The 22,672-nt window shown below is 41.3% G+C and carries 20 protein-coding genes; 13 read left to right on the top strand and 7 right to left on the bottom strand.

All coding sequences use genetic code 11. The features are described from left to right. Positions 1–8: 8 nt before the first annotated feature. The 8 genes from EHQ62_RS09390 (at position 9) to lpxB (ending at position 9,539) form a co-directional block, all read left to right on the top strand. Entirely contained in the window at positions 9–1,919 is a 1,911-nt protein-coding gene (locus tag EHQ62_RS09390; protein ID WP_135642204.1) for a PAS domain-containing sensor histidine kinase, read from the top strand. Positions 1,920–2,085: 166 nt separating this feature from the next. Then, positions 2,086–3,255, top strand: a complete 1,170-nt coding sequence (gene sucC / locus EHQ62_RS09395; RefSeq protein ID WP_135642205.1) for an ADP-forming succinate--CoA ligase subunit beta — start codon at positions 2,086–2,088, stop codon at positions 3,253–3,255. Between the two features lie 12 nt (positions 3,256–3,267). Further along, positions 3,268–4,158 (top strand): succinate--CoA ligase subunit alpha, encoded by an 891-nt coding sequence (sucD, locus tag EHQ62_RS09400; RefSeq protein ID WP_015678143.1) that lies wholly within the window; start codon positions 3,268–3,270, stop codon positions 4,156–4,158. A gap of 58 nt (positions 4,159–4,216) precedes the next feature. After that, positions 4,217–5,758: a TolC family protein gene (locus tag EHQ62_RS09405; RefSeq protein ID WP_135642207.1), complete on the top strand. Its 1,542-nt coding sequence runs from the start codon at positions 4,217–4,219 to the stop codon at positions 5,756–5,758. A 24-nt stretch (positions 5,759–5,782) separates the two neighbouring features. After that, on the top strand, positions 5,783–7,237 hold the full coding sequence (locus EHQ62_RS09410; RefSeq protein WP_135642210.1) for an SH3 domain-containing protein: 1,455 nt from the start codon (positions 5,783–5,785) through the stop codon (positions 7,235–7,237). A 10-nt stretch (positions 7,238–7,247) separates the two neighbouring features. Then, entirely contained in the window at positions 7,248–7,478 is a 231-nt protein-coding gene (locus EHQ62_RS09415; RefSeq protein WP_135642212.1) for an FmdB family zinc ribbon protein, read from the top strand. A gap of 11 nt (positions 7,479–7,489) precedes the next feature. Continuing rightward, entirely contained in the window at positions 7,490–8,356 is an 867-nt protein-coding gene (locus EHQ62_RS09420; protein ID WP_135642214.1) for an LpxI family protein, read from the top strand. Then, on the top strand, positions 8,325–9,539 hold the full coding sequence (gene lpxB, locus EHQ62_RS09425; protein ID WP_135642216.1) for a lipid-A-disaccharide synthase: 1,215 nt from the start codon (positions 8,325–8,327) through the stop codon (positions 9,537–9,539). The genes EHQ62_RS09420 and lpxB overlap by 32 nt, the downstream gene beginning before the upstream one ends. Here the strand turns inward: lpxB and EHQ62_RS09430 are convergent. The 5 genes from EHQ62_RS09430 to EHQ62_RS09450 all read right to left on the bottom strand — a co-directional run bounded on the left by EHQ62_RS09430 (position 9,513) and on the right by EHQ62_RS09450 (position 15,436). Beyond that, on the bottom strand, positions 9,513–9,893 hold the full coding sequence (locus tag EHQ62_RS09430) for a hypothetical protein (RefSeq protein WP_167482863.1): 381 nt from the start codon (positions 9,891–9,893) through the stop codon (positions 9,513–9,515). The two genes, lpxB and EHQ62_RS09430, sit on opposite strands and share 27 nt — an antisense overlap. After that, the gene (locus tag EHQ62_RS09435) at positions 9,878–12,061 is read right to left on the bottom strand and encodes an LIC_12586 family protein (RefSeq protein ID WP_135642218.1); all 2,184 of its coding nucleotides are present in this window, start codon (positions 12,059–12,061) and stop codon (positions 9,878–9,880) included. The genes EHQ62_RS09430 and EHQ62_RS09435 overlap by 16 nt, the downstream gene beginning before the upstream one ends. A gap of 6 nt (positions 12,062–12,067) precedes the next feature. Continuing rightward, a complete protein-coding gene (locus EHQ62_RS09440; protein WP_135642220.1) occupies positions 12,068–12,757 on the bottom strand; it encodes a tetratricopeptide repeat protein in 690 nt (229 codons plus the stop codon). Next, positions 12,757–14,772, bottom strand: a complete 2,016-nt coding sequence (locus EHQ62_RS09445) for an ATP-dependent helicase (RefSeq protein ID WP_208720657.1) — start codon at positions 14,770–14,772, stop codon at positions 12,757–12,759. The genes EHQ62_RS09440 and EHQ62_RS09445 overlap by 1 nt, the downstream gene beginning before the upstream one ends. A gap of 67 nt (positions 14,773–14,839) precedes the next feature. Further along, positions 14,840–15,436: a glutathione S-transferase family protein gene (locus EHQ62_RS09450; protein WP_135642224.1), complete on the bottom strand. Its 597-nt coding sequence runs from the start codon at positions 15,434–15,436 to the stop codon at positions 14,840–14,842. 129 nt (positions 15,437–15,565) lie between these two features. On the opposite strand from EHQ62_RS09450, the gene EHQ62_RS09455 reads away from it, so the two are divergent. From EHQ62_RS09455 to EHQ62_RS09475, 5 genes are all read left to right on the top strand, one after another. Continuing rightward, positions 15,566–16,108 carry an NUDIX hydrolase gene (locus EHQ62_RS09455; protein ID WP_135642226.1) on the top strand — a complete coding sequence of 181 codons (543 nt, stop codon included), beginning with the start codon at positions 15,566–15,568 and terminating at the stop codon, positions 16,106–16,108. A gap of 192 nt (positions 16,109–16,300) precedes the next feature. Continuing rightward, entirely contained in the window at positions 16,301–17,086 is a 786-nt protein-coding gene (locus EHQ62_RS09460; RefSeq protein WP_135642227.1) for a FecR family protein, read from the top strand. Between the two features lie 7 nt (positions 17,087–17,093). Then, positions 17,094–18,074, top strand: coding sequence for an LBF_2017 N-terminal domain-containing protein (locus EHQ62_RS09465; RefSeq protein ID WP_135642229.1), 981 nt, complete (start codon positions 17,094–17,096; stop codon positions 18,072–18,074). A gap of 61 nt (positions 18,075–18,135) precedes the next feature. Next, positions 18,136–19,377 (top strand): MFS transporter, encoded by a 1,242-nt coding sequence (locus EHQ62_RS09470; protein WP_135642231.1) that lies wholly within the window; start codon positions 18,136–18,138, stop codon positions 19,375–19,377. A gap of 43 nt (positions 19,378–19,420) precedes the next feature. Beyond that, positions 19,421–19,606, top strand: a complete 186-nt coding sequence (locus tag EHQ62_RS09475) for a hypothetical protein (RefSeq protein ID WP_015678394.1) — start codon at positions 19,421–19,423, stop codon at positions 19,604–19,606. Here EHQ62_RS09475 and EHQ62_RS09480 read toward each other — a convergent pair whose 3' ends face one another. Both EHQ62_RS09480 and EHQ62_RS09485 read right to left on the bottom strand, forming a co-directional pair. Beyond that, positions 19,607–21,247 (bottom strand): phospholipase D-like domain-containing protein, encoded by a 1,641-nt coding sequence (locus EHQ62_RS09480; RefSeq protein ID WP_135642233.1) that lies wholly within the window; start codon positions 21,245–21,247, stop codon positions 19,607–19,609. Then, positions 21,244–22,641: an LA_2168 family protein gene (locus EHQ62_RS09485; protein WP_135642235.1), complete on the bottom strand. Its 1,398-nt coding sequence runs from the start codon at positions 22,639–22,641 to the stop codon at positions 21,244–21,246. Before EHQ62_RS09485 ends, EHQ62_RS09480 begins: the two co-directional genes overlap by 4 nt. Positions 22,642–22,672 lie beyond the last annotated feature (31 nt).

Raw genomic sequence — 22,672 nt, forward strand, 5'->3', positions numbered from 1 at the left:
GCCTACCCATGAGTGGAACAAACAATTCAGACAGGAATCTCTTTTTCGGTTTTGCAAACCAATTGAATCATTCTGTTTTTTTGTTCGAAACCAAGGAAGGGAGTTTTGATGTTTCCGCAAAACTAGTATTTGCCAATGAAAAGGCAAAAGAAACTCACCCTAATTTAAAAACAGGCAATGATCCAATGACAATTGGTTTTTTGTTTCCATTTTTAATGGAACTAGGAAACCAAAACCAAATCCATTCTTGTTTCCAAAACAACACAAACTTTGAAGAAGTCATAACCATATCCGGTTTGCATTTTGAAAAAACAAACCATCAAAACTTCTTATTCACATTGAGTCGGATCAGTAGTACACATTGTACGGTTCTTATCGAAAGACTATCCGATGTGTTACTCGCAGAAAAAGCATTGAAACAAAAAGAAACCAAACTCAATCGATTTTTAAAAACAATGATCAATGGGGTTGTTGTCGTCAATACCGAAGGGCAAATACTCTATGCGAACGATAGCGCAGCCAATATATTAGAGTTGGAATTAGAAACCATTGAAAATCGGTATTTCAGTTCCAGAGAATGGAAACAAATAGATGCAAATGGTGATCCTTACCCAATCGAAAAACTTCCTTTGGCAATTGCTCTGGGGAAAGGAGAAACTGTCTACAATTGTGAACATGGAATCGTTTCAGAAGGTGGTAAACCAAAATGGTTGAATGTCAATGCAACACCAATCTATGATGAAGAAGGCAATTTGGAAGGTGCGACTGCGAGTTTTCTCGACGTCACTGAACTAAAAAATACACAAAACACCATCCAACTCCAAAATAAAAAATTAACCTCCATCTTAGATGCAATCGAAAGATCAGCCATTGTCAGTGTCACGGATGCAAATGGTAACATCACTAGGGTAAATTCCAAGTTTTTGAATCTTTGTGGTTATTCAGAATGCGAAATCATTGGTAAAAACCATAGAATTTTAAATGCTGCCTACCACCCAAAAGAATTTTGGAGTGCTTTATGGAAAGAAATCAAATCGGGTCATACTTGGGAAGGAATCATCAAAAACAAATCAAAAGATGGAAATTATTTTTGGTTACAAACCTTCATCCATCCTTTGTATGATGAAAAAAACCAAATAGAATCTTTTTTGTCCATTCGATTTGATATCACAGAAGAAATCGAAGCCCTAGAAAACACAAAACGGATGTTACATTTCACAGGCATCCAAAACAATCGATTACAAAACTTCGCCTACATAGTTTCCCATAATATCCGACAACACTCTTCCAATTTTACATCCCTTGTGCAGTTATTAGAAGATTCCAATCCAGAAGAAGACAAAACAAAGATCATACAAATGTTACATGCCTCTTCCGTACAATTAGAAGAAACCATTACTCACTTAAATGACATTATCTCCATCAACCAAATGTTAAACAAACCGATGGAAATTTGTTCACTGAGAAATGAAGTGGATAAAACACTAACGATTTTAAAAGGTTCGATCGAATCTAGGAACATCCAAGTTGAAGTCAGGATTCCAAACGAAATCGAATGTAAAACCATCCCCGCTTACTTAGAAAGTATCCTTCTCAATCTGATTTCAAATGCTGTGAAGTATGTTCGACTGAAAAAAGGTGCTTTCATTCGGATTGAAGCGACAGAGAAAAATGAACAAATTGTATTCACCGTCGAAGACAATGGCCTTGGAATCAATTTGCAAAAACATGGAAACAAAATTTTTGGTATGTTCAAAACCTTCCATCGGAATGAAGATGCCAGAGGCATTGGACTCTTTATCACCAAATCACAAGTTGAAGTGCTTGGTGGTTCCATCGCATTGACGAGCGAGGAAGGGAAAGGTTCAGTCTTTCGAGTGACCCTACCCAAACATCCGGAAAGAAGCCTTCGGGCATAAAACCTAACTCATTCCAGGCATTTTGTCCACAAACGGAAAAGTCCAATGGGCCGGCCTTTGCACACTTCTTTCCAATCCAACTTGACAATCTCCCCCAACCCATGAGGTTTAACCTAGTGATCCGTTGGCGGTTGCCTTCGGACGTACCAATGACATAAGGAAATCCATGAAAGTCCACGAATACCAGGCCAAAGAAATCCTACGTAGACACAATGCCAACGTTCCATTCGGAAAGGTCATCGACACTGTCGGTGATTTCGAAAAGGCATATAACGAAGTTGTCCAAAAATCACCCGTAGTGGTGGTCAAAGCCCAAATCCACGCAGGTGGACGAGGGAAAGGTGGCGGAGTCAAAGTCGCCAAAACAAAAGATGACGCAAAAGCGGCTGCAGAGAAAATCCTCGGGATGCAACTCATCACCCCACAAACTGGGCCTGAGGGAAAAAAAGTCCTAAAAGTTTATTTAGAGCAAGGTCTTGAGATTGCGAAGGAATACTACCTTTCCATTTTACTCGACCGTGCCATTCGCAAAACCATCATCATGGCTTCCACAGAAGGTGGGATGGAAATTGAAGAAGTGGCCGAAACCCACCCTGAAAAAATCATCAAAATCCAAATTGATCCAGGCATCGGAATCCAAGGATCCCAAGTAAGAGAACTTGCGTTTGCTCTTGGAATCCCGGCAGAAGCACAAAAATCCTTCACTGCCCTCGTGAATTCAGTTTACAATGCTTACATCAAAGAAGATGCAGCACTCCTCGAGATCAACCCTCTCATCCTAACAAAACAAAACGAAATCATTGCAGGGGACTGCAAGATGGACTTGGATGAAAACGCTCTTTACCGTCACCCTGACAACGAAGCCCTTCGAGATATTTCTGAAGAAGATCCTTACGAAGTAAAAGCAAAAGAATACAACCTCAACTACGTGAAGTTAGATGGAAATATTGGTTGTATGGTAAATGGTGCCGGTCTTGCGATGGCAACCATGGACATCGTGAAGTTAGCTGGTGCTGAACCTGCAAACTTTTTGGATGTTGGAGGTGGAGCAAACCCAACCACTGTAGAAAATGGGTTCAGGCTTATCCTTTCCGATCCAAACGTAAAAGGAATTTTTGTAAACGTTTTCGGTGGAATCGTACGTTGTGACCGAGTTGCAGTTGGAATTATCGAAGCAACAAAAAAGGTAAACGTATCCGTTCCAGTTGTGGTTCGTTTAAAAGGAACCAACGCAGAAGAAGGGAAAAAAATCCTAAACGAATCTGGGATGAACATTGTGGGAGTCGAGGGACTCCGTGACGCGGCAGACAAAATTGTCTCCCTAATCAAAAAATAGGAAACAGGAAACATGGCTGTATTAGTAGATGAAAATACAAGAGTAGTTGTACAAGGGATCACTGGAAAAGAAGGTTCCTTCCATGCGACTCAAATGTTGGAATATGGTACAAAGGTAGTAGCGGGTGTGACTCCTGGAAAAGGTGGCCAAACTTGGACATCTGAATTTGGAAAAACAGCTCCTGTTCGCAATACCATCAAAGACGCGATGAAAGAAGACGGAGCAAACGCAGCAGTGATTTTTGTTCCACCTCCATTTGCAGCGGACGCAATCCTCGAAGGGATTTTTGCAGAGATCCCTCTTGTGGTATGTATCACAGAAGGAATCCCTACACACGATATGTTAAAAGTGTACAGCGTGTTACGAAATTCCAAAACAAAACTCGTAGGACCAAACTGTCCAGGTGTGATCAACCCACGTTATAATGTAAAAATGGGAATCATGCCAGGTTTCATCCACACTCCAGGGAACATTGGAATTGTGTCTCGTTCAGGAACTCTAACCTACGAATCTGTGGCTTCCTTGACGGCGGCGGGCCTTGGCCAGTCGACTTGCATTGGAATCGGGGGAGACCCAGTTCCCGGGATGAACCACACGGAAGCAGTTCGCCTCCTTAATGAAGACCCAGACACAGAAGGCATTGTGATGATTGGTGAAATCGGTGGAACTTCTGAAGAAGAAGCAGCGGCTTACATCAAAGCTCATGTCAAAAAACCAGTGGTTGGGTTCATCGCAGGCCAAACGGCCCCTCCAGGGAAACGTATGGGGCACGCAGGTGCTATCATTTCTGGGGGAATGGGGACAGCGACTTCCAAAATTGCAGCCATGCAAGATGCTGGTGTGAGCATTTGCGCGCATATCGGGGAAGTTGGTGAAAAAATGAAAGCAGCCTTTAAAAAATAAGGGCAGCGATCAAAAAAATACAACTTTGCAGGGGAAATGAGGAGTCTGAGTTAAGAGTATGGAACAACGTTCATGGTTTTCTAGTGTCATCATCCTTCTCATTTCCGTAGGTTTACTGGCTGCTGAGTCGGGGGATAAGGGTTTTTCTCTTAGCCTCCAGGAGGCAGTACGGTATGCCATCGAAAACAACCGCGAAGTTTTGCAAGCTCGTTTGGAACTAGCAAAAGCAGATTCCAATTTGATGAAGTATGAAGCGAAGTATTCCTGGCGGGCTGTATCCAAAGCGGAAATCGACCAGAAAAAATTCCCTTTCAACCAAAACAATATCTTTACGGGAACAAAAACCCAAACCAATACTTACAGTGCTGGTTTAGAAAAACTTTTCACAACGGGAACCTATTTCAAATTAGAAGCGAAATCACAAAGGTTCGACTCCAACGCCTTTGAAAACCCAAACCAAACACCATCAGGTTTTTCCGCTTTAGGACTACCACCCCTTTATACGGACACTCTTTCTGTAACCATTGCCCAAGACCTTCTCAAAAATGCCTTTGGTGCCAATGAAAGGAATATGGAAAAGATCCTAGAGAACCAAACAGAGATCATGCGGGAGCAAATGGAAGACCAAGTGGCAACGAAGGTCGTCTCTACCCTTGTTGACTATTGGAACTACTCAGTCAAAGAATCCGGTTACCAAACCTTCGAACAATTATTAAAGAATACAAAAAACGTACGGGATCTGACCATCCGCAAACAAGGACTTGGCCTTTCAGAAAGTTTTGAAGTGAACCAGTGGAATGCCCTCCTCTCACAAGTAGAAGGCCAGATGGCACAGGCAAGTGCCGAAAAGGAAGAGGCAAGACGAAAACTGATTCGTTCTCTCAACCTTCCAGAAGACACTGTTTTCCAAAAGACAACTCCCCTTTCGGAAACCCTACCTGCCAAATTGGATTACCAAGCGGACATTGACTACGCATACAAACACCGAGCAGATTTCCGTGCCTTACAAAGGAAAAAAGAAAACGCGGAACTTGCGATGAAGATGGCAAAAAACGAAGCCCTTCCTACTCTAAAGGCTGCCGGAACTTACGGATACCAAGCACAAAATACCATAAGCCCACAAAACAATTACTCCGATGGACGAAATGGAGTTCTATCCTACCAATACCCTGTGATGCAAGGCTCACTCGACCTCAGTTACCCCATTATGGACAAAGGGGTGAAGGTGGGACTACGTGATGCGGAAATCCAAAAACGCCAAGTGGCCTTGGAAGAATCCGACTTAGTCAAATCTGTTTCCGATGATGTCAAAACAAGAATTGATATCCTCAAAGCTTCCTACCGTGTGATGGAAAATGCGAAACGAACCGAAGAAGAATCTAAGAAGTATTATAATGGAGTGTTACGTTCCTTCCAACAAGGAAGGTTCAATGCACTTGCCGTGAAAAATGCTTTGGACACATTGGTACAAGACCAACTTTCTCTTGTCAGAGCAAAAGTGGACTACAACATCAACCTACACCGATACTATGTGGCAAAAAATGCATTATTCGAAGAATACGGAGTGGACCGCGCCAAACTCCTTCCTGAAAATCTTTAATCAAACGAATCCGGGAGGTTCCTTTTGATACGCTCCCGAGTTTTTTTTGCTTTTGGGATAGTCTTTTCACTCGTCATTCTCTTTACCTATACCTTTGTTGATTTTCGAGACAGGGACGACAAAGCGTACGATTTGTACCAGTCAGAATCTTATCTAAAAGTCCTAAAACTTTACAAAGAGTCCGAGATTCCAACGAGTGAATTGGAACTCACCATCTTATCTCAATCCCTTTCCCAATTGGAAAAAAAATTGAATGGGAAAAATGGTGAAAAAGAACTATTGAGTTTCTTCCAAAAAAGAAAGGATATAAAAGTCATCGAATGGGAAACCACACGGGGACCCTATTACCACTTGGAAGACCCTTATTTTTCTCATCTTAAAAAACATGGGACCGGATACAAAAGGGCCCTCATCACAAAAATCAGTTCCCTTGCAAAACCAATCCCAAAATCCGAAGTCACAAGTTACCTACTCCTCTTGGTTTTGGAAGACCCAAGAGGGATGGAAGAAAGTTTTAGTGATGCCCTTTCCCATCTGTTAAAATTTCCTTTTGAGCCCATTGGAGAAATTGAAACAGGATTCCTTTTGCAAACCCTTCATTTTTTATCCCAAGTATCGGGAACCAATTTATACCACCAAACAGCCACCATACGAGGAAAAAATGTAAACCTTAGGAGTGGCCCTGGAAGGGAAAACAGTGAAGTAGGAAAGGTAAGTGAACCAGAACCTGCGATTTGTTTGGAAGAAGATAGTGCCGAAGAAACCATTGCTGGCAACGATGGGAACTGGAAACGATGTTACTTTCCAAACACACAAAAAACTGCCTGGATTTTCTCAGGGTTTTTAAAAGAAACTTTGGCCGACGAGGGACTCATCCGAGAATTTGAAAAACGATTTAAGGCAGTGGACAATGAAATCCGAATCGACTTTGAAGGTTGGGACGGGAAAAAAATCCCCCAAACCTTTTTTGGAAATTACATCCCACGTGATTCCATCCGGGTATTAGGAGAAACTGGATTTCCCATTTACGGATCTTCTGGAAAACAAACTCCATCAGAACGCATTTGCAAAAAACTTTCGGGAAACAAAAACTACTTTGAGTTTTCCTTTTTACCACCCGATTCAGAAACCCCCATCCCTTTTATTGAAATCCATTTGCAATACAATCATTTGGAACATTTGGCGTATTCGATTGCAGCAGACCAAAATTCGATTTGGGTCAATAAAAACCGATATGTCCTCGACGGCGAAAAAAGGCGAGAAAATCTGTCCTTACATATCGAGAATCGACTTGGGGACAAATGGAACGCAAGCCTTTGGAGGCGGAATACTGGCCTCGTCCAATCCATACGTTCGTTCCCACTCTCTGAGTCCATCTTGGAAGCGGGAAAGTATTCATGGGAGGTTTGCCTTCCTTTGGTGAACAAACCAAACCGAGATTATGTATTATTATTTGAAGTGAGAACAGGAATTCATTAAAGGAGAGGATATGGCAACTTACGATTACCATTGCAACACATGTGGAAAAGACTTTGAGCACGTTCAATCCATGAAGGACGATGCACTAACTGAATGCCTTTGTGGACAAAAAGGATCCGTGGAACGACGAATCTCTGCCAGTGCAGGAATCATCTTCAAAGGATCTGGATTTTATGTGACTGACTACAAAAAAGAGAGTGCCCCTTCCTCCACTGCAAGTAGCGATTCAGGAACTACGTAACAGGAAGTCCTTTGGTCACAAAAGGTAGATTGGCAATCATCGCTGGTGGTGGCGAGCTCCCCCACATTGGAATGCAGGAAGCTCTCGCGGCCGGCGAAGATCCAATTTTCCTTGGTTTGATTGAATCCGATTTTTCCCCCAGAGGGCATGAGTCACGGACCATTCCCGTCCACATCACCCAAGTGGGAAAAATCTTAAAGACGATCCAAAAAGAAAAAATCTCTCGTATCCTCATGCTTGGAAAAGTAAGAAAAGACCTACTCTTCCAAAAACTCAAATTTGATCTCAAAGCCCTTTCCATTTTAGCAAAAACCATCAACCGAAACGATTACCCCATCTTCCTTGCCATCGCAGAGGAATTTGAGGCAATGGGAGTAAAGGTCATCTCACAAAAAATTTATTTAAAATCCCTCCTACTCCCAGAGGGCCGATACACCCCAAAAAAATTTTCCTCCCAGGAATTAAAAGACATCGTCTTTGGAATGGATTATGCTGAAAAAATGGCTGATTTGGACATTGGCCAAATGGTGGTTGTGAATGATGAATCTGTCATCGCTGTGGAAGCTGTGGAAGGCACTGACGAAACCATTCGCCGTGGTGGACAGTATACAAAAAAAAAGGGAGATGCTGTGGTTTGCAAAAGCCCCAAAGCCAAACAAGACGAACGTTTTGACTTACCGACCATTGGCATCCACACATTCCAAGTGATGTTAGAAAGTGGTTGCAAAACATTATGCATCCGTGAAGGCGAAACACTTGTCGTAAATCCCAAAGAAGTGATTGAGTTTGCCACTAAACACAAGTTAAACTTCTGTGTCCTCGGTAAAAATGGAAGTAAGGTTCTGAATGGTAACCAAAAAAAAATCACATCGATCTAACTCTAAAAAAAACATCTTAGTCATTGCTGGCGAACATTCAGGGGATCTCATCGGTTCTGACCTGTTACAAGAACTAAGCACAATCGAACCCGATTACCATTTTTATGGAATTGGGGGGGAAGGAATGATTCAAAACGGTCTTGAATCTCTAGAAGAGATGGAACATTTGAGTGTCATTGGATTTTCCGAAGCGATCAAAAAGTACAGTTATCTAAAAAAAGTATTTTATCGAGTTTTAGAAGAAACCACACAGAGACCAACCCAACTTGCCATTTTAATTGATTACCCTGGTTTTAATTTACGATTGGCAAAAGAATTAAAGAAACGGGGGATCCCAACTGTATTTTATGTTTCCCCACAAATATGGGCCTGGAAATTCAAACGAATTTATTTTATCAAAGAACACATTGCACTCATGCTCACTTTGTTTCGTTTTGAAGAAGAGATCTACCATGAGTATGGAGTGAATGCCAAATTTGTGGGCCATCCCATCACGAAACGAATCCCCGAAAAATTAAAAAAGGAACCGGTAGTTCCAGAAAAACTTCCAGACTCTCACCACGGTTATACGGTAGGACTACTGCCAGGTTCTAGGAAAGGCGAGATTCGTAGGTTAATTGACCCGATCCTTGGAACTGCAGTTTTACTCCATGAACAATGTAAGTTAGAGAAGAAAAAAATAGTTTTTTTGTTACCAAACATCAACCAAAAGGAAGAATCATTTTTATTAGAAAAAATCCACGCAGTAAAACTGATCCACCCCGACATCCATATCCATTATTTGTGGAACTCATCTCTACGTGTGATGGAAGCAAGTGACCTCCTCCTCATTGCATCGGGGACAGCAACTCTTGAAGGATTGTATTTTGAAACACCAATGGTGATTTTGTACAAGGTGAGTTTATTTACCTATTTCCTTGGATCACTCCTCATCAAATCAAAGTTCATTGGCCTTGCCAATATCCTTTGTGGCACGGAAGTCTGCCGAGAGATCACTCAAAATGAGTGTAGGCCGGAATACATTTTTTCGGAAGCATGGAAAATCCTTTCGAATGTAAAGTTGCGAAACAAAATCAAAGGGATCTTACGTGAAGCAAAAGAACGGGAACTCGGAACAATAAATGCTTCGAAAAAGGCAGCAAAGGAAATCCAAACTCTATTGAAGCGCATCCCGGCGGAATAACCGGACCACTCGGTTTTCCCAAGTCCCAATCCAGGACTTAGGTTTGATATCGGAATAGAGAAAATAACCTTTTACTGATTCTTCATCATAAGCACGGATCCGAATTCCCACTGAGTCCATATCCAACTCCATTCCCTCTTTCCCATCAAACAAAACCTTGGGAGTTTCTGGATCGAAGGAAAGGGCATGGGTTCCATTTTCCCATTCCAATACCCATTCCCCTTTAAAACTCGGAATCGTATTTAGGTTCGGTGCCTTGTCAGCCGGGTTTACTGTTTCCTTACACTGGAAACAAAAAAGCGTCCAAACGAAAAACAATGTTATGAGGAGATTTTTATTTATTTGATTAGGCATTTGTTTTCCTCTTCCGATACCGCAAAACTCCCTCTCGTTTCTCCAATGAGACCGTAAAGGGTCATTTGATAGTTCCCATTTTTATTATTCCCGTAACCTTTCAAATCCAATTGTTCACTCGAGAGTACGACATCCGAAAGGTAGTCCATATCAGAATACCGGTTCAGGGTAAATTCAATATCAAAAGGCTTTTTAAATGCCAAAAGTTCCATATTGCCTTTGGAGATAAGATCTCCATCTTTCAAATTCACCCCAAATAATTTCAAAGAATAGGATGTCCTTGCATCCTTATGCAACATATAATAATCACTTCCAATGCTATTAAAACTATAATCCAAATTGACTTGGTTTGGTTTCCATTCGGTACCACAAACATTCATCCATGGGTCAGACCACGGGTATTCTTTTAAATTTAGGTTAAAACTAAAATTTGGAGTTTTACTCGCAAAATATGATACAACTGAAAGTTTGGAATCCACATTTCCCAGTCCCAAATTCAAACTAAACCTTCCATCTTTCACAACCAAATTCCCTTTTGATTCACCCAAGGATTTGGAACCTTGGTAAGCAAAAAAGTTTGTGATGTGAATGCTCAAATCAAAATTCATAGATTCCAAAAAGTATTTATACAGTTTTGTTTGGTAAAAATATTCTTCGGGGATGAGTTTCTCTTGGCGTTCCCGAATCTCTTCCATGGTATCTTTTTTCCAATCTTCATAAAGAGGTTTCCAATCATTGGCGGTGAGTTCAGTCGACTGGAACTTTAGTTTTGTTTTGGAAGACATCGGATAATAAAAAGTTCCATCTGTTTTTTTGGAACGACTAAAATCTGCAGAGCCGGCCCCTACAAGATGAGAGGGTTTCCCAAATGTTTCCGAATCGATACTGAGTTCCCATTCATTATTTGGTTTCCATTGCAGGTACAATTTTCCATTTTCCAAAGCAAATAAGGAAGATGCAAGTTTTAGCTCACTACCCTTCACTTCTCCAGTGATCGAAAACCATTTGTTTTTATCACCCGTTTCCTTGACTTCTAAATTTCCATGCAGTTCACCAAACAATGGAAAACGAAAAAGGCCTGAAATGTCCGTTATATGTTCAAAAATATCTTCTAATTCTGTAATTTGGAATTCTAGTTTCCTATGCAGTAAGGTCTCTTTTCCAAATACTGTGGCAACCTGGGATTTGATTTGGAATTCATTGCCAAAAAATTCCCTTTCTTCCAACTCTTTCGTGAAATGAAACTTCTCTCGAAACCGGAAACCTTCTAATAAATAATTTTCAAAAAATGGCAAAATAATAAAGGAATTTTCAAATTCCAAGTCCCCATCAATCACAAAACCTGTATTTGGCGATGAAGATATTTTTCCTTCTCCTGTGAGTACAGCCGACTGCACCTGTGATCCAAAAAGAAAATTAGTGAGAAGGATGGCTTCTTCCGAAGGGAAGTTTTTCCAAAAAAATTCAAATTGAAAATCATCTAAATTGGATTCTGAAAAATAACCTTCTCCTTTCACCCGAGTTGTATTGGGAACCCAAAACCAACCATTATTGTATTTCAAAAATAATCGTTTGTTTTTTCGAACCAAATCAATGTCCCAACCTTCTTTCCAATCAACCAAGGTGGTATCGGCTTGTTTCACTGTGAGTTTCGCATCATGAAAACGAATGTCTTTCAATTTACTAGTTTGGGCATAAGAAATGAGTCGATCACGTAACCCTCGATCATCATTTAACACAAGTTGTGGGCTATAAAAATCGATTCGTTCCACTGTGGGAGAGTCTTTGAAATAACTGGACAATCGGAAGGTTACTTTTTTTACCTTCAACATATGGTCGTTAAACGAAAAATCCTCTTCGTTCGAGACAACCAAATCTTCTATAATCAGGCCTTCTCTCAGCGAAAAATCCAAAACCCCAATATCAACTGCCTTACCTAATTCTTGGTTGATGGTGCTTGCGACAACTTTCCGAAGTTTCACGAGAGGGATACGGTAATTGCGGAGGTAAAATTCCAATCCATAGTAGCAGAGAACAAATAGGAAAAAAACAAAACCAAGGGCTAAAAATGAAAATAGAACCCGTTTGTTTTCACGGATTCTATTGAGTAAAATTCTTAAGTTTTGTTTCCACTGAAGGAAACGCTGTGTAGAAAGAATACGTTCCAAAAAGGCTTAGAGTTTGCCCTCCGGCTGTAACACTTCCAAACATTCCTTTTGGATGGACTTTAATGTTTCGTTATTCGGAAACTCTTCGAGTCCAAGGTTTGCCACTTGTAACCCTTTTTGGTAAAAACCAGTGTTTTTGTACTCAAATCCCATTTTGAGATAGGTCTTTGCCGCGGTCTCGTAGTAGAATTCGTCTTTTTTCTGGTTCCCTTTTGTGTAGGTCTTTGTAAGGGTCGCCAGTGCTGGGTAGTATTCCCTTTCTGCAACGAGGGATTGGACTACGAGTTTTTTACGTTCCATGAGGTTCGTATTTTTATCGAGTTTTTCGGATTGGTTTAGGAACTGAATCGCTTTGCTGTATTCGTTTTTCCCAATGTATGCCTTTCCCATTGCCAAATTCCATTCAGACAATTGCACTGGGTTTGCCTTCGCTTGGTTCACTTGGTTCAGAGTTGAGATCGTCTCTTCATAACGACCTAAATCGAGTAATAATTTTCCCTTTTTGATGATGAGTTTGTCGCGAGACTCGTCTGATAGTGTAGAGGATTTGAGATCAGCATCGATTGCTTCGATTTGGGCCAAATGAGACCCTGTATTGATTTTGGAAACTCCTGGGCGGATGGTTTCCTTGTTTGATGCGCAATTTTCAAATGCCACTACCAACAATAAGAGGGTGAGTGGGAGAATCGATTTCATTAGCCTACCTTTAGTTTGTCTAATTCCTCTAAGAAATTCTTAGTTTCCGTGTCTCTATCCTTTGTTTCCATTGGGAAAAAAAGAACAGCTTCCTGAGACAACTCGTTTAAAAACCGAGAGGGGGCACTCTCGATTTGCTCCCCAAATTTGCGTCTTGTACGAGCCGAAGTCAAGTACAATTTTCGCCTTGGGCGAGTCATACCCACGTAGAGAAGGCGTCGTTCTTCATCGACCACTTCCCCTTCCTCTTCTATAACACGTGAGTTCGGTAAAATTCCCTCTTCTAGTCCCACTAAAAAGACTAAATCGTATTCGAGACCCTTGGACTGGTGCATGGTGAGGAGTTGCACCCGTCTGTCTTCCTCATCTTCCTTTGGTTCGTCTTCCATCAGGAGGACAAGCCTTTGCAAAAAGTCAAAAATGGTGGCTTTGCCTTCTCTGCCCTCCTCTTCTTCAAAAAAGGACAACATATTCACAAGTTCACTCAAATTGTAAATTCGGGCCTTCACCACCTTTTCTTCGGTTTCTTCCATCGAAATTTCCCGTTCGAACCCAATTTGGGTGATCATTTCCCGAAGGACCAGTGCCAATTTCGGGGACATAGCAAACTTCTTTTTAAAGGCATCTACCATTTCCACAAATTGGTAAATTTCTTGCCTTACCTTAGCTTTTACTTCGGGCAAATAGTCCGGACTCTCAATCATTTTATGGAAGATTTCATATAAGGAAAGTTTGTGGGTAAATGCCTCTTCTTGGAGTTTTTGCATGGTACCGGGACCAATCCCACGTTTTGGGTAATTGATGATGCGAAGGAGTGAGTAATCATCCTTTGGGTTTGCCACGTACCGAAGGTAGGAGATACAATCACGGATTTCCTTTCGGTCAAAGAAATTATAACCACCGACTACCTTATAGGGAATGCTCCGGTTACGGAGTTCTTCTTCAAATGGACGGGATTGGAAATTGGTGCGAAAGAGGATGGCAATTTCTTTTCCCTTAAATTCATTTTTGATGAGAAGTGATTGGATGCGACCTGCGACAAAAATAGCTTCTTCCCTTTCATCCGCTGTTTCATAGTATTCCACTCGTTCGGCAGAAGGGATCCGGCTGTACAAGGTTTTTTCCTTACGGCCTTTGTTGTTTTGGATGAGGGAGTTTGCCGCTTGGATGATGAGTGAAGTAGACCTATAGTTTTCAAGGAGCCTCACCACTTTTGCATGAGGGAATTCCCTTTCAAAATTTAAGATGAGTTGGACATTTGATCCCCGAAAGGCATAGATACTTTGGTCATCATCTCCGACCACACAAAGGTTATCACTTTTCCCACGAAAGAGGGACAAAAACTCATATTGGAGTTGGTTTGTGTCTTGGAACTCATCCACAAGGAAGTATTCGTGTTTCCTTTGGTAGTAGGCCGCAATCTCTGGGAACTCACCTAATAGGCGTTTGGGGAGAAGAATCAAATCATCAAAATCGATGGCATTTTTTTCCTTGAGGCCATCTTCATACATCGAAAAAAGTTCTGCGGCAACGAGATCAAATTCACCTGTTAGGCCATTCTCCGCTGGATGGACTTGTGTGTTTTTGGCATAAGAGATCCTACGAAGGATTTCTTTTGGTGGGACTTTTTTTGGATCAAGGCGTTTGGATTTTAAAAGGTCGGACACAAAGGCTTCTTGGTCTGTGCCATTAAAGAGCAAAAACGTTTCGTTGTAACCAAGTTTGGTAATGTGTTCTTTGAGGATTTTTAAACCTAAGGAATGAAAGGTGGAAAGAGTGATGCCTTTGAGTTTTTCCCGAGGCACCATCTTCCGGAGGCGTTCCGCCATCTCTTTGGCACTTTTATTGGTAAAGGAAAGGGCAACAATTTTCCCTGCAGGGATTTTCACCCCTTCGACCATATGGGCAATCCGATTGGTGATCACCCTTGTTTTCCCAGAACCTGCCCCTGCAAAGACCAGAAGGGGTCCTTGGATGGTGGAAACTGCTTCCATTTGTGCCGCATTCAATTTCATAGGGGGTCCGGTAAGGGACATAATCCAGCGAAATCAAATGGGGTCGAGTGAAAAAAGACGGGACTTCTTACTTCGGCGCGGTTTCCATCCAAGATTTGTTTGGACCATGGAAATTGAGAAAATTCACAAAAATCTCTTCTTCCAAAATTGGTAACACAGACCGAAAACGGATCCAATCGAGTGTGCTATAGAGTGCAATCTCTGATAATCCTACTTTCCCATCGGGAAAGAAAAAATTCCCATTTAACTCTCGTTTGATGTAATCCAAAATGGAACTGATCCGAAGGGCATTTTTGGTTAAGTAAGGGGCAGCATCGGGTTTAATCCCTTCTTTGTTTAGATAAAACAAAAGGATGGCATTGTCTAGTGCTTGGTCGATGGCCGTGAGAAGGTTTGCTTCACGGAAAAAATGCTCTCCTTCTTTGGGTCGGAAGTTTCCACTCCCCTTTATGGAAAGGATGTAGTCTGTGATGGTATGGCTATCCCAAATTTTTACATCCCCAGACTCTAAGTAAGGAACTTTCCAAAGAGGATTTTTTTCTCTCAGTTCTTTTTGGCTGACTTCCGTCATTGTGTCGACCAACTGGAAGGGAATTCCTAATTCCAAACAAAGGAAACGGATCCGTCTGACATAAGGGGAAGTGATGCTACCGTATAATTTCATAAGGAAAGGATTCCAAACAATGCGTTTGGAAGCAAGGAGTTAGAGTTTTCCTTTTAAAAAAAGGGTGGCAATCCGAATCTCAAATCGACAACCTGAAGGGAAAACAAATCCCAGAGGAATGCATCCGCTTTGAAAGAACGAAAAAACTGGAAAGACTTATTCCCTACTCCCATTTACACGTTGGCATCATTTGATATCAAACTCCCCCGTGTGGATCTCGAAAAAACCTATTATGTGTTAAAATCGAAAAACTGGGTAAATGTTGTACCCATTACAAAGTCTGGAGAGATTTTACTCATCAAACAATACCGGCATGGAATCGGCGAAGAGAGTTTAGAAATTCCAGGGGGGATCGTTGATGATGATGGACCAGATGCTGAATTTGAATCTGTGGTACGAGAACTCCGAGAAGAAACGGGTTATGCAACAGATCCATCAAAGATTCGTTTGTTATCGAAGTTTTCTGGTAACCCAGCGATGTTTACCAATTGGTCTTACTCGTTTGTGGCCTATGATGTAGAACCCATCCATGATGTGGAATTTGATGAAGGGGAAGACATTGAAATTGTATTAAAGACACCTGCCGAGGTCAAACAATTGTTACGTGAAGGTGCCATCCACCACCCTCATATGGCAGCAGCTCTTGGATTTTATTTTTTGTTTGAGACCTGAAAGTTTTACTTCGATTAGGGTCGGTGTCAGTAAAATAGGTATCTTCCATTGTGGGAAATACAAAGAGTTCGGTTTTCATCCATCCAAACTTTAGATGATTCGAATGGATGGATGGATTTCCTCGTTTAGAAAAATCCCCAAGATTTTACGAAATCGCTGGAAATTTAAACAGAAGTTTGAGACAGTATGAATATGAGAAAGTCCATACAAACGATCCTAGTACTTATCATAATGATCTGCCAATTTCCTCTTATGGCAGAACCAGATGCGGGATTGGAACCCATCACCATCACCGTACAAAAGGGAGAAACCCTTTCTCTCATTTCGGAACGACACCTCTCTGATCCGAAACGTTGGCCAGAACTATTGAAATACAATAAAATCCCAAATCCTGATTTGATCAAACCAGGATTGTCTCTTGTGGTTCCTGTTTTCCTCCGCAAAGCCGTTGTGGGTGTGACCGAATTTGTGATGGGATCTGTGGAATGGAATGGGACTGGTGGCAAAGGCCCTTGGGTTCCTCTCAAACTAGGCCAAGAACTCCATCCCAATGACCAAATCAAAACGAGTGGGAAAGGAAAAACAGACATCCACATCAACCAAGTGGGTTTGGTCCGTATCTTAAACAATAGCCATTTTGAAGTGAAAGGGGAAGATAAAAAAGGTGGCCCTGTGACGGTGGCGCTTTTCAAAGGGAGCCTTGATGCGAAGGTAACAAAATCTGACCCGCCATCTGCCAACCATAAATTCAATATTGTCAGCCCATCTTCCACTGCGGGTGTTCGAGGAACAGAATTCCGTGTGGAACTCGATGAAAAATTGAGTTCTACGATTTCCTGTTTTGAAGGTGTTGTGGATGTGAATGCACAAGGGAAAACAGTAGAGCTCACACAAGGGATGGCAACGTTTGTTGAAAAAGGAAAATCCCCTGTACAACCTTATAAAATTCCAGAAGCACCACGAATCAAAGAAGAATAAAAGGGACATGAAACAAAAACTACTTTTCATTTTTACTGTTTGTACCTTAATCCTCAGTTCCTTGGATTCCAAACCAAAACGGGAACTGAGGATCCTCATTGATGCCGAAGCTGATGCCAATTTTGAATTAGAACTTTGGCAAGAAAAACCAAGTGAGACGGAAGCTTCGATTGCACCAAAACCACCTGAAGTGATCCAGTTCAAAGGCAACAGAATCACTGTCACTCCCAAAGATGATTTTGAATACTTTCGTGTGCGAAGGTTAGGTGAATATGGTGCCAAGGGATTTTGGACACAAGTGTTTTCAACCAATGTCGACCCAGGATCTCCCCTTTCGGTTCCGAAAGAGTTTGTGACCAAAAAGGCCATTGAACCAAAACCCATTCCAAAAAAAGTAGCCACCGTTATCTCTAACGATAGTTTTGTGATTGTAAAAGAAAAAGAAGATATCCGTTACCTAACAAAAGACACCATTACGGTTTCACCGATTGACGATGCCTCAGGGATTTCTGAGGTTCGATACCGAATCAATGATGGGCAATGGAATTCTGCCAAATCACTCACTTCGATTCCATTTACAGAGGAAGGTGATTACAAACTTTTGTATTTCTCTGTAGACAAAGCAGGGAACAAAGAAGCGGTGCAAATTTTGGATTTTATCCGTGATACAAAACCACCGACTTCCAAAGTGGAATGGGTTGGGCCGATTGCCAAAGGAAAAGGGAACGTAAATTTTTTATCTCCAGAATCAAAAATCCGGTTGGTAGGGAGTGACAACAGAAGTGGACTAAAGGACATTTTTTATTCCACGACATGCCAATCAGGAAAACAGTCTGAATTTAAACCTTTTTCCACGGACCTTTCCATTCTGGATTTTAAAGCAGAATGCAAAGGTTCTTTCCAAATTTTCTACTATGCCGTTGACCAAGTGGGAAACGAAGAACCTGTGAAATCCTTACTTTTCCAACTAGGTAGTGAATCGAATTAATCGAACTTTGCAATTTGTGAATTGCCCCTAGTTTTTTTAAGGAAACCCTGGCCAAATAGAGATGAAAAAAAATCTTTCTTTGGCCATTTTCGAACACAGAGACTTTCGATTCTTTATTGTTGCCCGTTTTTTTATGGTCCTTGCGATCAATATCCAAGCCACCATCGTTGGTTGGCAAGTGTATGAACTGACTGGCAGTGTTCTCGACTTAGGCCTCGTTGGATTATTTGAGGCAATTCCATCCATCATTGTTGCACTTTATGCAGGCCACCTAGCAGATCTTAGAGACCGTCGCAATATCATTGTGATCTGTTTATTTTTTTTACTACTTTGTTCTTTGGCATTATTTGCCTTCACAGGCCCCCTACACTTCCTATTAGATACTTACAAAGCCTATCCCATCTTCCTTGTGATTTTAGTTTCTGGAATTGCGCGAGGGTTTATTTCCCCTGCCATATTTAGTTTTGTGACTCAACTTGTTCCACGAGAACATTACCCACATTCGGCGGCCTGGATGGGTACTTCTTTCCAAGCAGGGGCTGTCATTGGACCTGCATTAGGGGGAATCGTGTATGGAAGCCTTGGCATTGATTGGGCCTACGGACTGGATTGCCTTTGTATCGGACTTCCTTTTTTCTTATTTTTTTGGATCCGAAAACGTAGTTTGCCAGAACGCAAAGAAAAGGAAGCTTTAAAAGATAGTTTGCTGAAAGGTCTCCGTTTTGTTTTAAAAAACGAAATCATGTTAGGCGCCATGGCATTGGATATGTTTGCTGTTTTGTTTGGAGGAGCAGTTGCCCTTCTCCCAGTTTTTGCCAAAGATATTTTGTTTGTGGGTTCAGAAGGACTTGGTCTCTTACGAGCTGCCCCTTCTTTTGGCGCCCTCATCATGGCATACTACCTCACGTACAAACCTCCACTTGAAAAATCAGGAAGGGTCCTTTTGTCCTGCGTATTTGGTTTTGGAATTTGTATGTTGGTCTTTGGGCTTTCGACATCCTTTTATTTGTCTCTCTTTGCCCTTTTTCTCTCAGGTGTGTTTGACAGTGTTTCCGTTGTCGTACGCTCAACGATCATGCAAACCATGACACCCGAAGAGATGCGGGGTCGAGTGAGTGCCATCAACAAAGTATTCATTGGTTCTTCCAATGAAATTGGTGCTTTTGAATCAGGGGTTTCCGCAAAACTTTTGGGAACAGTTGGGTCGGTTGTGTTTGGAGCGACGATGACAGTTCTCATTGTGATCTTTACGTACAGGATGGCACCCAAACTAAAAGATCTTGAACTAAAAAACTGGGTTTAAAAGTGCTTGGAAATTCTCATTTCGATCGCAAACTGGACAAGCCATGTCCGATTTGATCCACGATTCCAAACTACCCGAAGACAAAAAACACACCCTCATCCTTCTCATACAAGCGATGTTAAACGATGTGAACAAACAAATCACCCATCTTGGTATCAACAATTATATGAAACTCCAAGAAGAAATCGCAAAGATATTGGTTCCAGTCATTGAAGACAAAATGGAATGATCAGTCAAAAGAACAGAGTAATTCTTTGTTTTGTTTGGTCACCAAACGGTTGATTAAAAATACCATCCACCCTGGCATTTTATCTTTTTGTTTGGTATGACAAAAACTTAACCTTCGATTTGAAAGTTCTACCCAAATCCAAATATCCTTTCCCAAACGAAAGTCTCCCACCCCAATCGCCACTGACATAGAATCCAATCGGATCGTTTTTATGGGACTTTTTCCATCCCAAATGATCACCGAATGGATCACCTCTCCACTCGAAATGGAAACTTTTGTGCCATAAAATAAATTTTGTAGGTGGAGAGTGAGAGAACTGACTTCTGAATCCACCCAAATGGAATCAGGCTCTACCCCACTCGAAACAAATCGAGTGTTCTCAAAGAATGTTTGCAATGGCAACGTACTATCCTTAAGGTCTAAACTCTCACGGTATTGTCCCGCCAATCCAGAAGAATTCTGATCAAGGCCACCGTTTTGATTGAAAAACAGATTGGTTTCAAAGAATGTGTTCCGATAACTTTTGATGAAAAATTGTTTCCATACTGCTTCCTCGTGGTTAAGGTCATTTGTCGTTGTGGCAACGAGTGGTTGGGCTTCTGCCACAATCCGATTCCATTCTTCCAAAAATTCTTCCGCAATTTTTGGGTGTGACATTTTAACAAAAATTTCTTTATTTTGGTCACGGGCCGAAACCGAATAATTATACGATCCAACATAGACATCCTTCCCATCCACTAACATTGTTTTGTGGTGGAGTAAACCTCCCAAGTAGGAATCATTTTTATAAACAAAATCAACATTGCCATCTTCCCAAATTTGGGAGGGAGATGATAAACTGGAACTCAGGTATTTGCCTTCTGGATTTGTACTCATGGGTGCATTGTAAATCCCTTCCACCCGAACACCCCTTTCGCTCGCCTGTTCCAATTTGAAACTCAACACAGGATCATAATGTGAAAAAATCAAATACCGAATGGAATGGTTTGCCGAATCAATGGCATCTAAGATTTGGGTTTGGATTTCCTTTCCCGCTTCCGGAGACACTAAGTATTCAAGTGCACCGATACGGACTCTCCCCAATCTAGAATTTCCTTCAAGGGTATGGATGAGGGATGTCGATTCCTCTGGTGTGATGTTTTGGATCCAATACACATTATGGTCGGTTTCCAATCCATGAGAGGTAAAATTTCCAGTACCCAAAAACATTCGTTTATTGTCGAATAACATAACTTTGGTGTGATGGATACCAGAGCTTTGCCAACGTTTGGCATTGAAACCAAATGATTCTAATTCTTTATAATCTTCTTCTTTATCTCCAAATATTGTGACCTTCACTCCCTTACGTTTTTGCAGATACAGTTCTCCAATGATATCCCAGTCATCTATGGAATATACATACAAACGAATGGAATCCTTTGCCTTACGAATTTCCTGCAGTACCACTTCCCTTACGATTTGTTTTTTTGAGAATGAGACATGCCTTCCAGGATAAGAAAAATAAAGTTCACTGATAGGGGGATGAGAGAATAACAAGGCGGAGAGATCTAGTTTATCTCTTGTCGGATGGCAAAAATTAAAACAAAATAAAAGGCATAGGCCATACCGTTTGATCCAGCGAAAAGATAGGATTCGTTTCATATTTGTAACCTTCCAAACACATATCCAAAATTAGAACGAATGCCGATTGATTCTGGCAAAAACAGTTGGGAAACCCCAATTCCAAGTTCAAATCCAATCTCTTCACGGATGGATACTTCCAACATCCCTTCTGCAATAAAAAACCGTTCAAATTCCCTTTTTTGAAATGCAATCCTTCCATTCGTCGGACCAGTATGCGTGTAAGGGATAAAATAATTCCCAATCAGTTTGCATACGAACTGATTGTATGTATAACTCACTGCTAATTCTGTTAAATAGCCAAATGATCGACCTTCGAGTATGGCAAAGTTTTTCTCATAACCTAACTCCGTAACGGCGGAAGAGGGAAAAATTCTAAAGATTTGAGAAAGATAAGGAGTTTGGCTTGGGTGGGTTCCTAAGGAAATAAAACCTTCTTTTACAATTTGTTGTTTTTCATTTTTCTCTTCTCGGTCAGAGATAAAATGAGAAGATCGTAATCGAAAGCCACCAAACCGAAGTTCAAGTCCAAATTGGAATGCCTCTCCAGCGATTGGGATCGAACCTGGGGTGGCAGCAAGTCGTGAGCGAGTTCTATCATTCCCACGGCACCATAATAAATCAAAATCAAAGGACAGTATGTCCGTGTGTAAGGAGAATCCTCCATTCCCATGGAATAACGAATCTCCATCGGCTAAATACCGTTTGGTTTCATTGGGGTGGTCTTTTGTATAAGGCCCAAGGCTACCAAGTTCCAAGTACTGAAACCCAAATCGTAAACTGACACTATCACCATACACCAAACCAAACGATTGCCTCCTTCGGTGGTTACGGCTTTGTTTTGTTTCTTTTTTATCGATTGGCAATCCATTTGCCTCTTCCTCCTCCAAGGTCCTTTCCCGACTGAGAAGGGAACGAAATTGGTCTTTGGAAAGGAGAAGGGAACCCGAATGAAGGTCCCAAACAAAAAATTGGAGAGTTAAACCTTGTTTTGGTTTCAACTCAACGAAAAGTCCATCCCCCGCATCAAACTGCGTGGAAAAACTTTTTGGGGAAAAGAGATGTTCCCTTCTGCCGACACCCAAAAGGAAATTTTGCATTTGGGTACCAAAGTAACTATTTTTGCCTAAATAATATTGGCGTAATCCCGTATCGGGTCCAGAAGTCAATTGTAAATGTAAGTCCCATACAATTTGATTTTTGGAATCTTTCTCTTTAAGACCAACAAACATAAATTCACCGGATGTACGATGTAGGTATGGTTCCGCTTGGAACGAATTTTTCCACCGATTGTAGTGAAAGTCCCAACCAGGAACTTCGAGTCGCTTTCCTTGCATGTTTTCTTTCAAAAATAATTCATAACCAGTCACACCGACTTCCAATCCAACCGCTCTTATCGTACCCAAAGGAATCATGAAAATGATTGGTATGAAAAACCTTAGTAAG

Origin of the sequence: Leptospira jelokensis, from assembly GCF_004769635.1 — a bacterium.
In the GTDB taxonomy this organism is placed as follows: Bacteria; Spirochaetota; Leptospiria; order Leptospirales; family Leptospiraceae; genus Leptospira_A; species Leptospira_A jelokensis.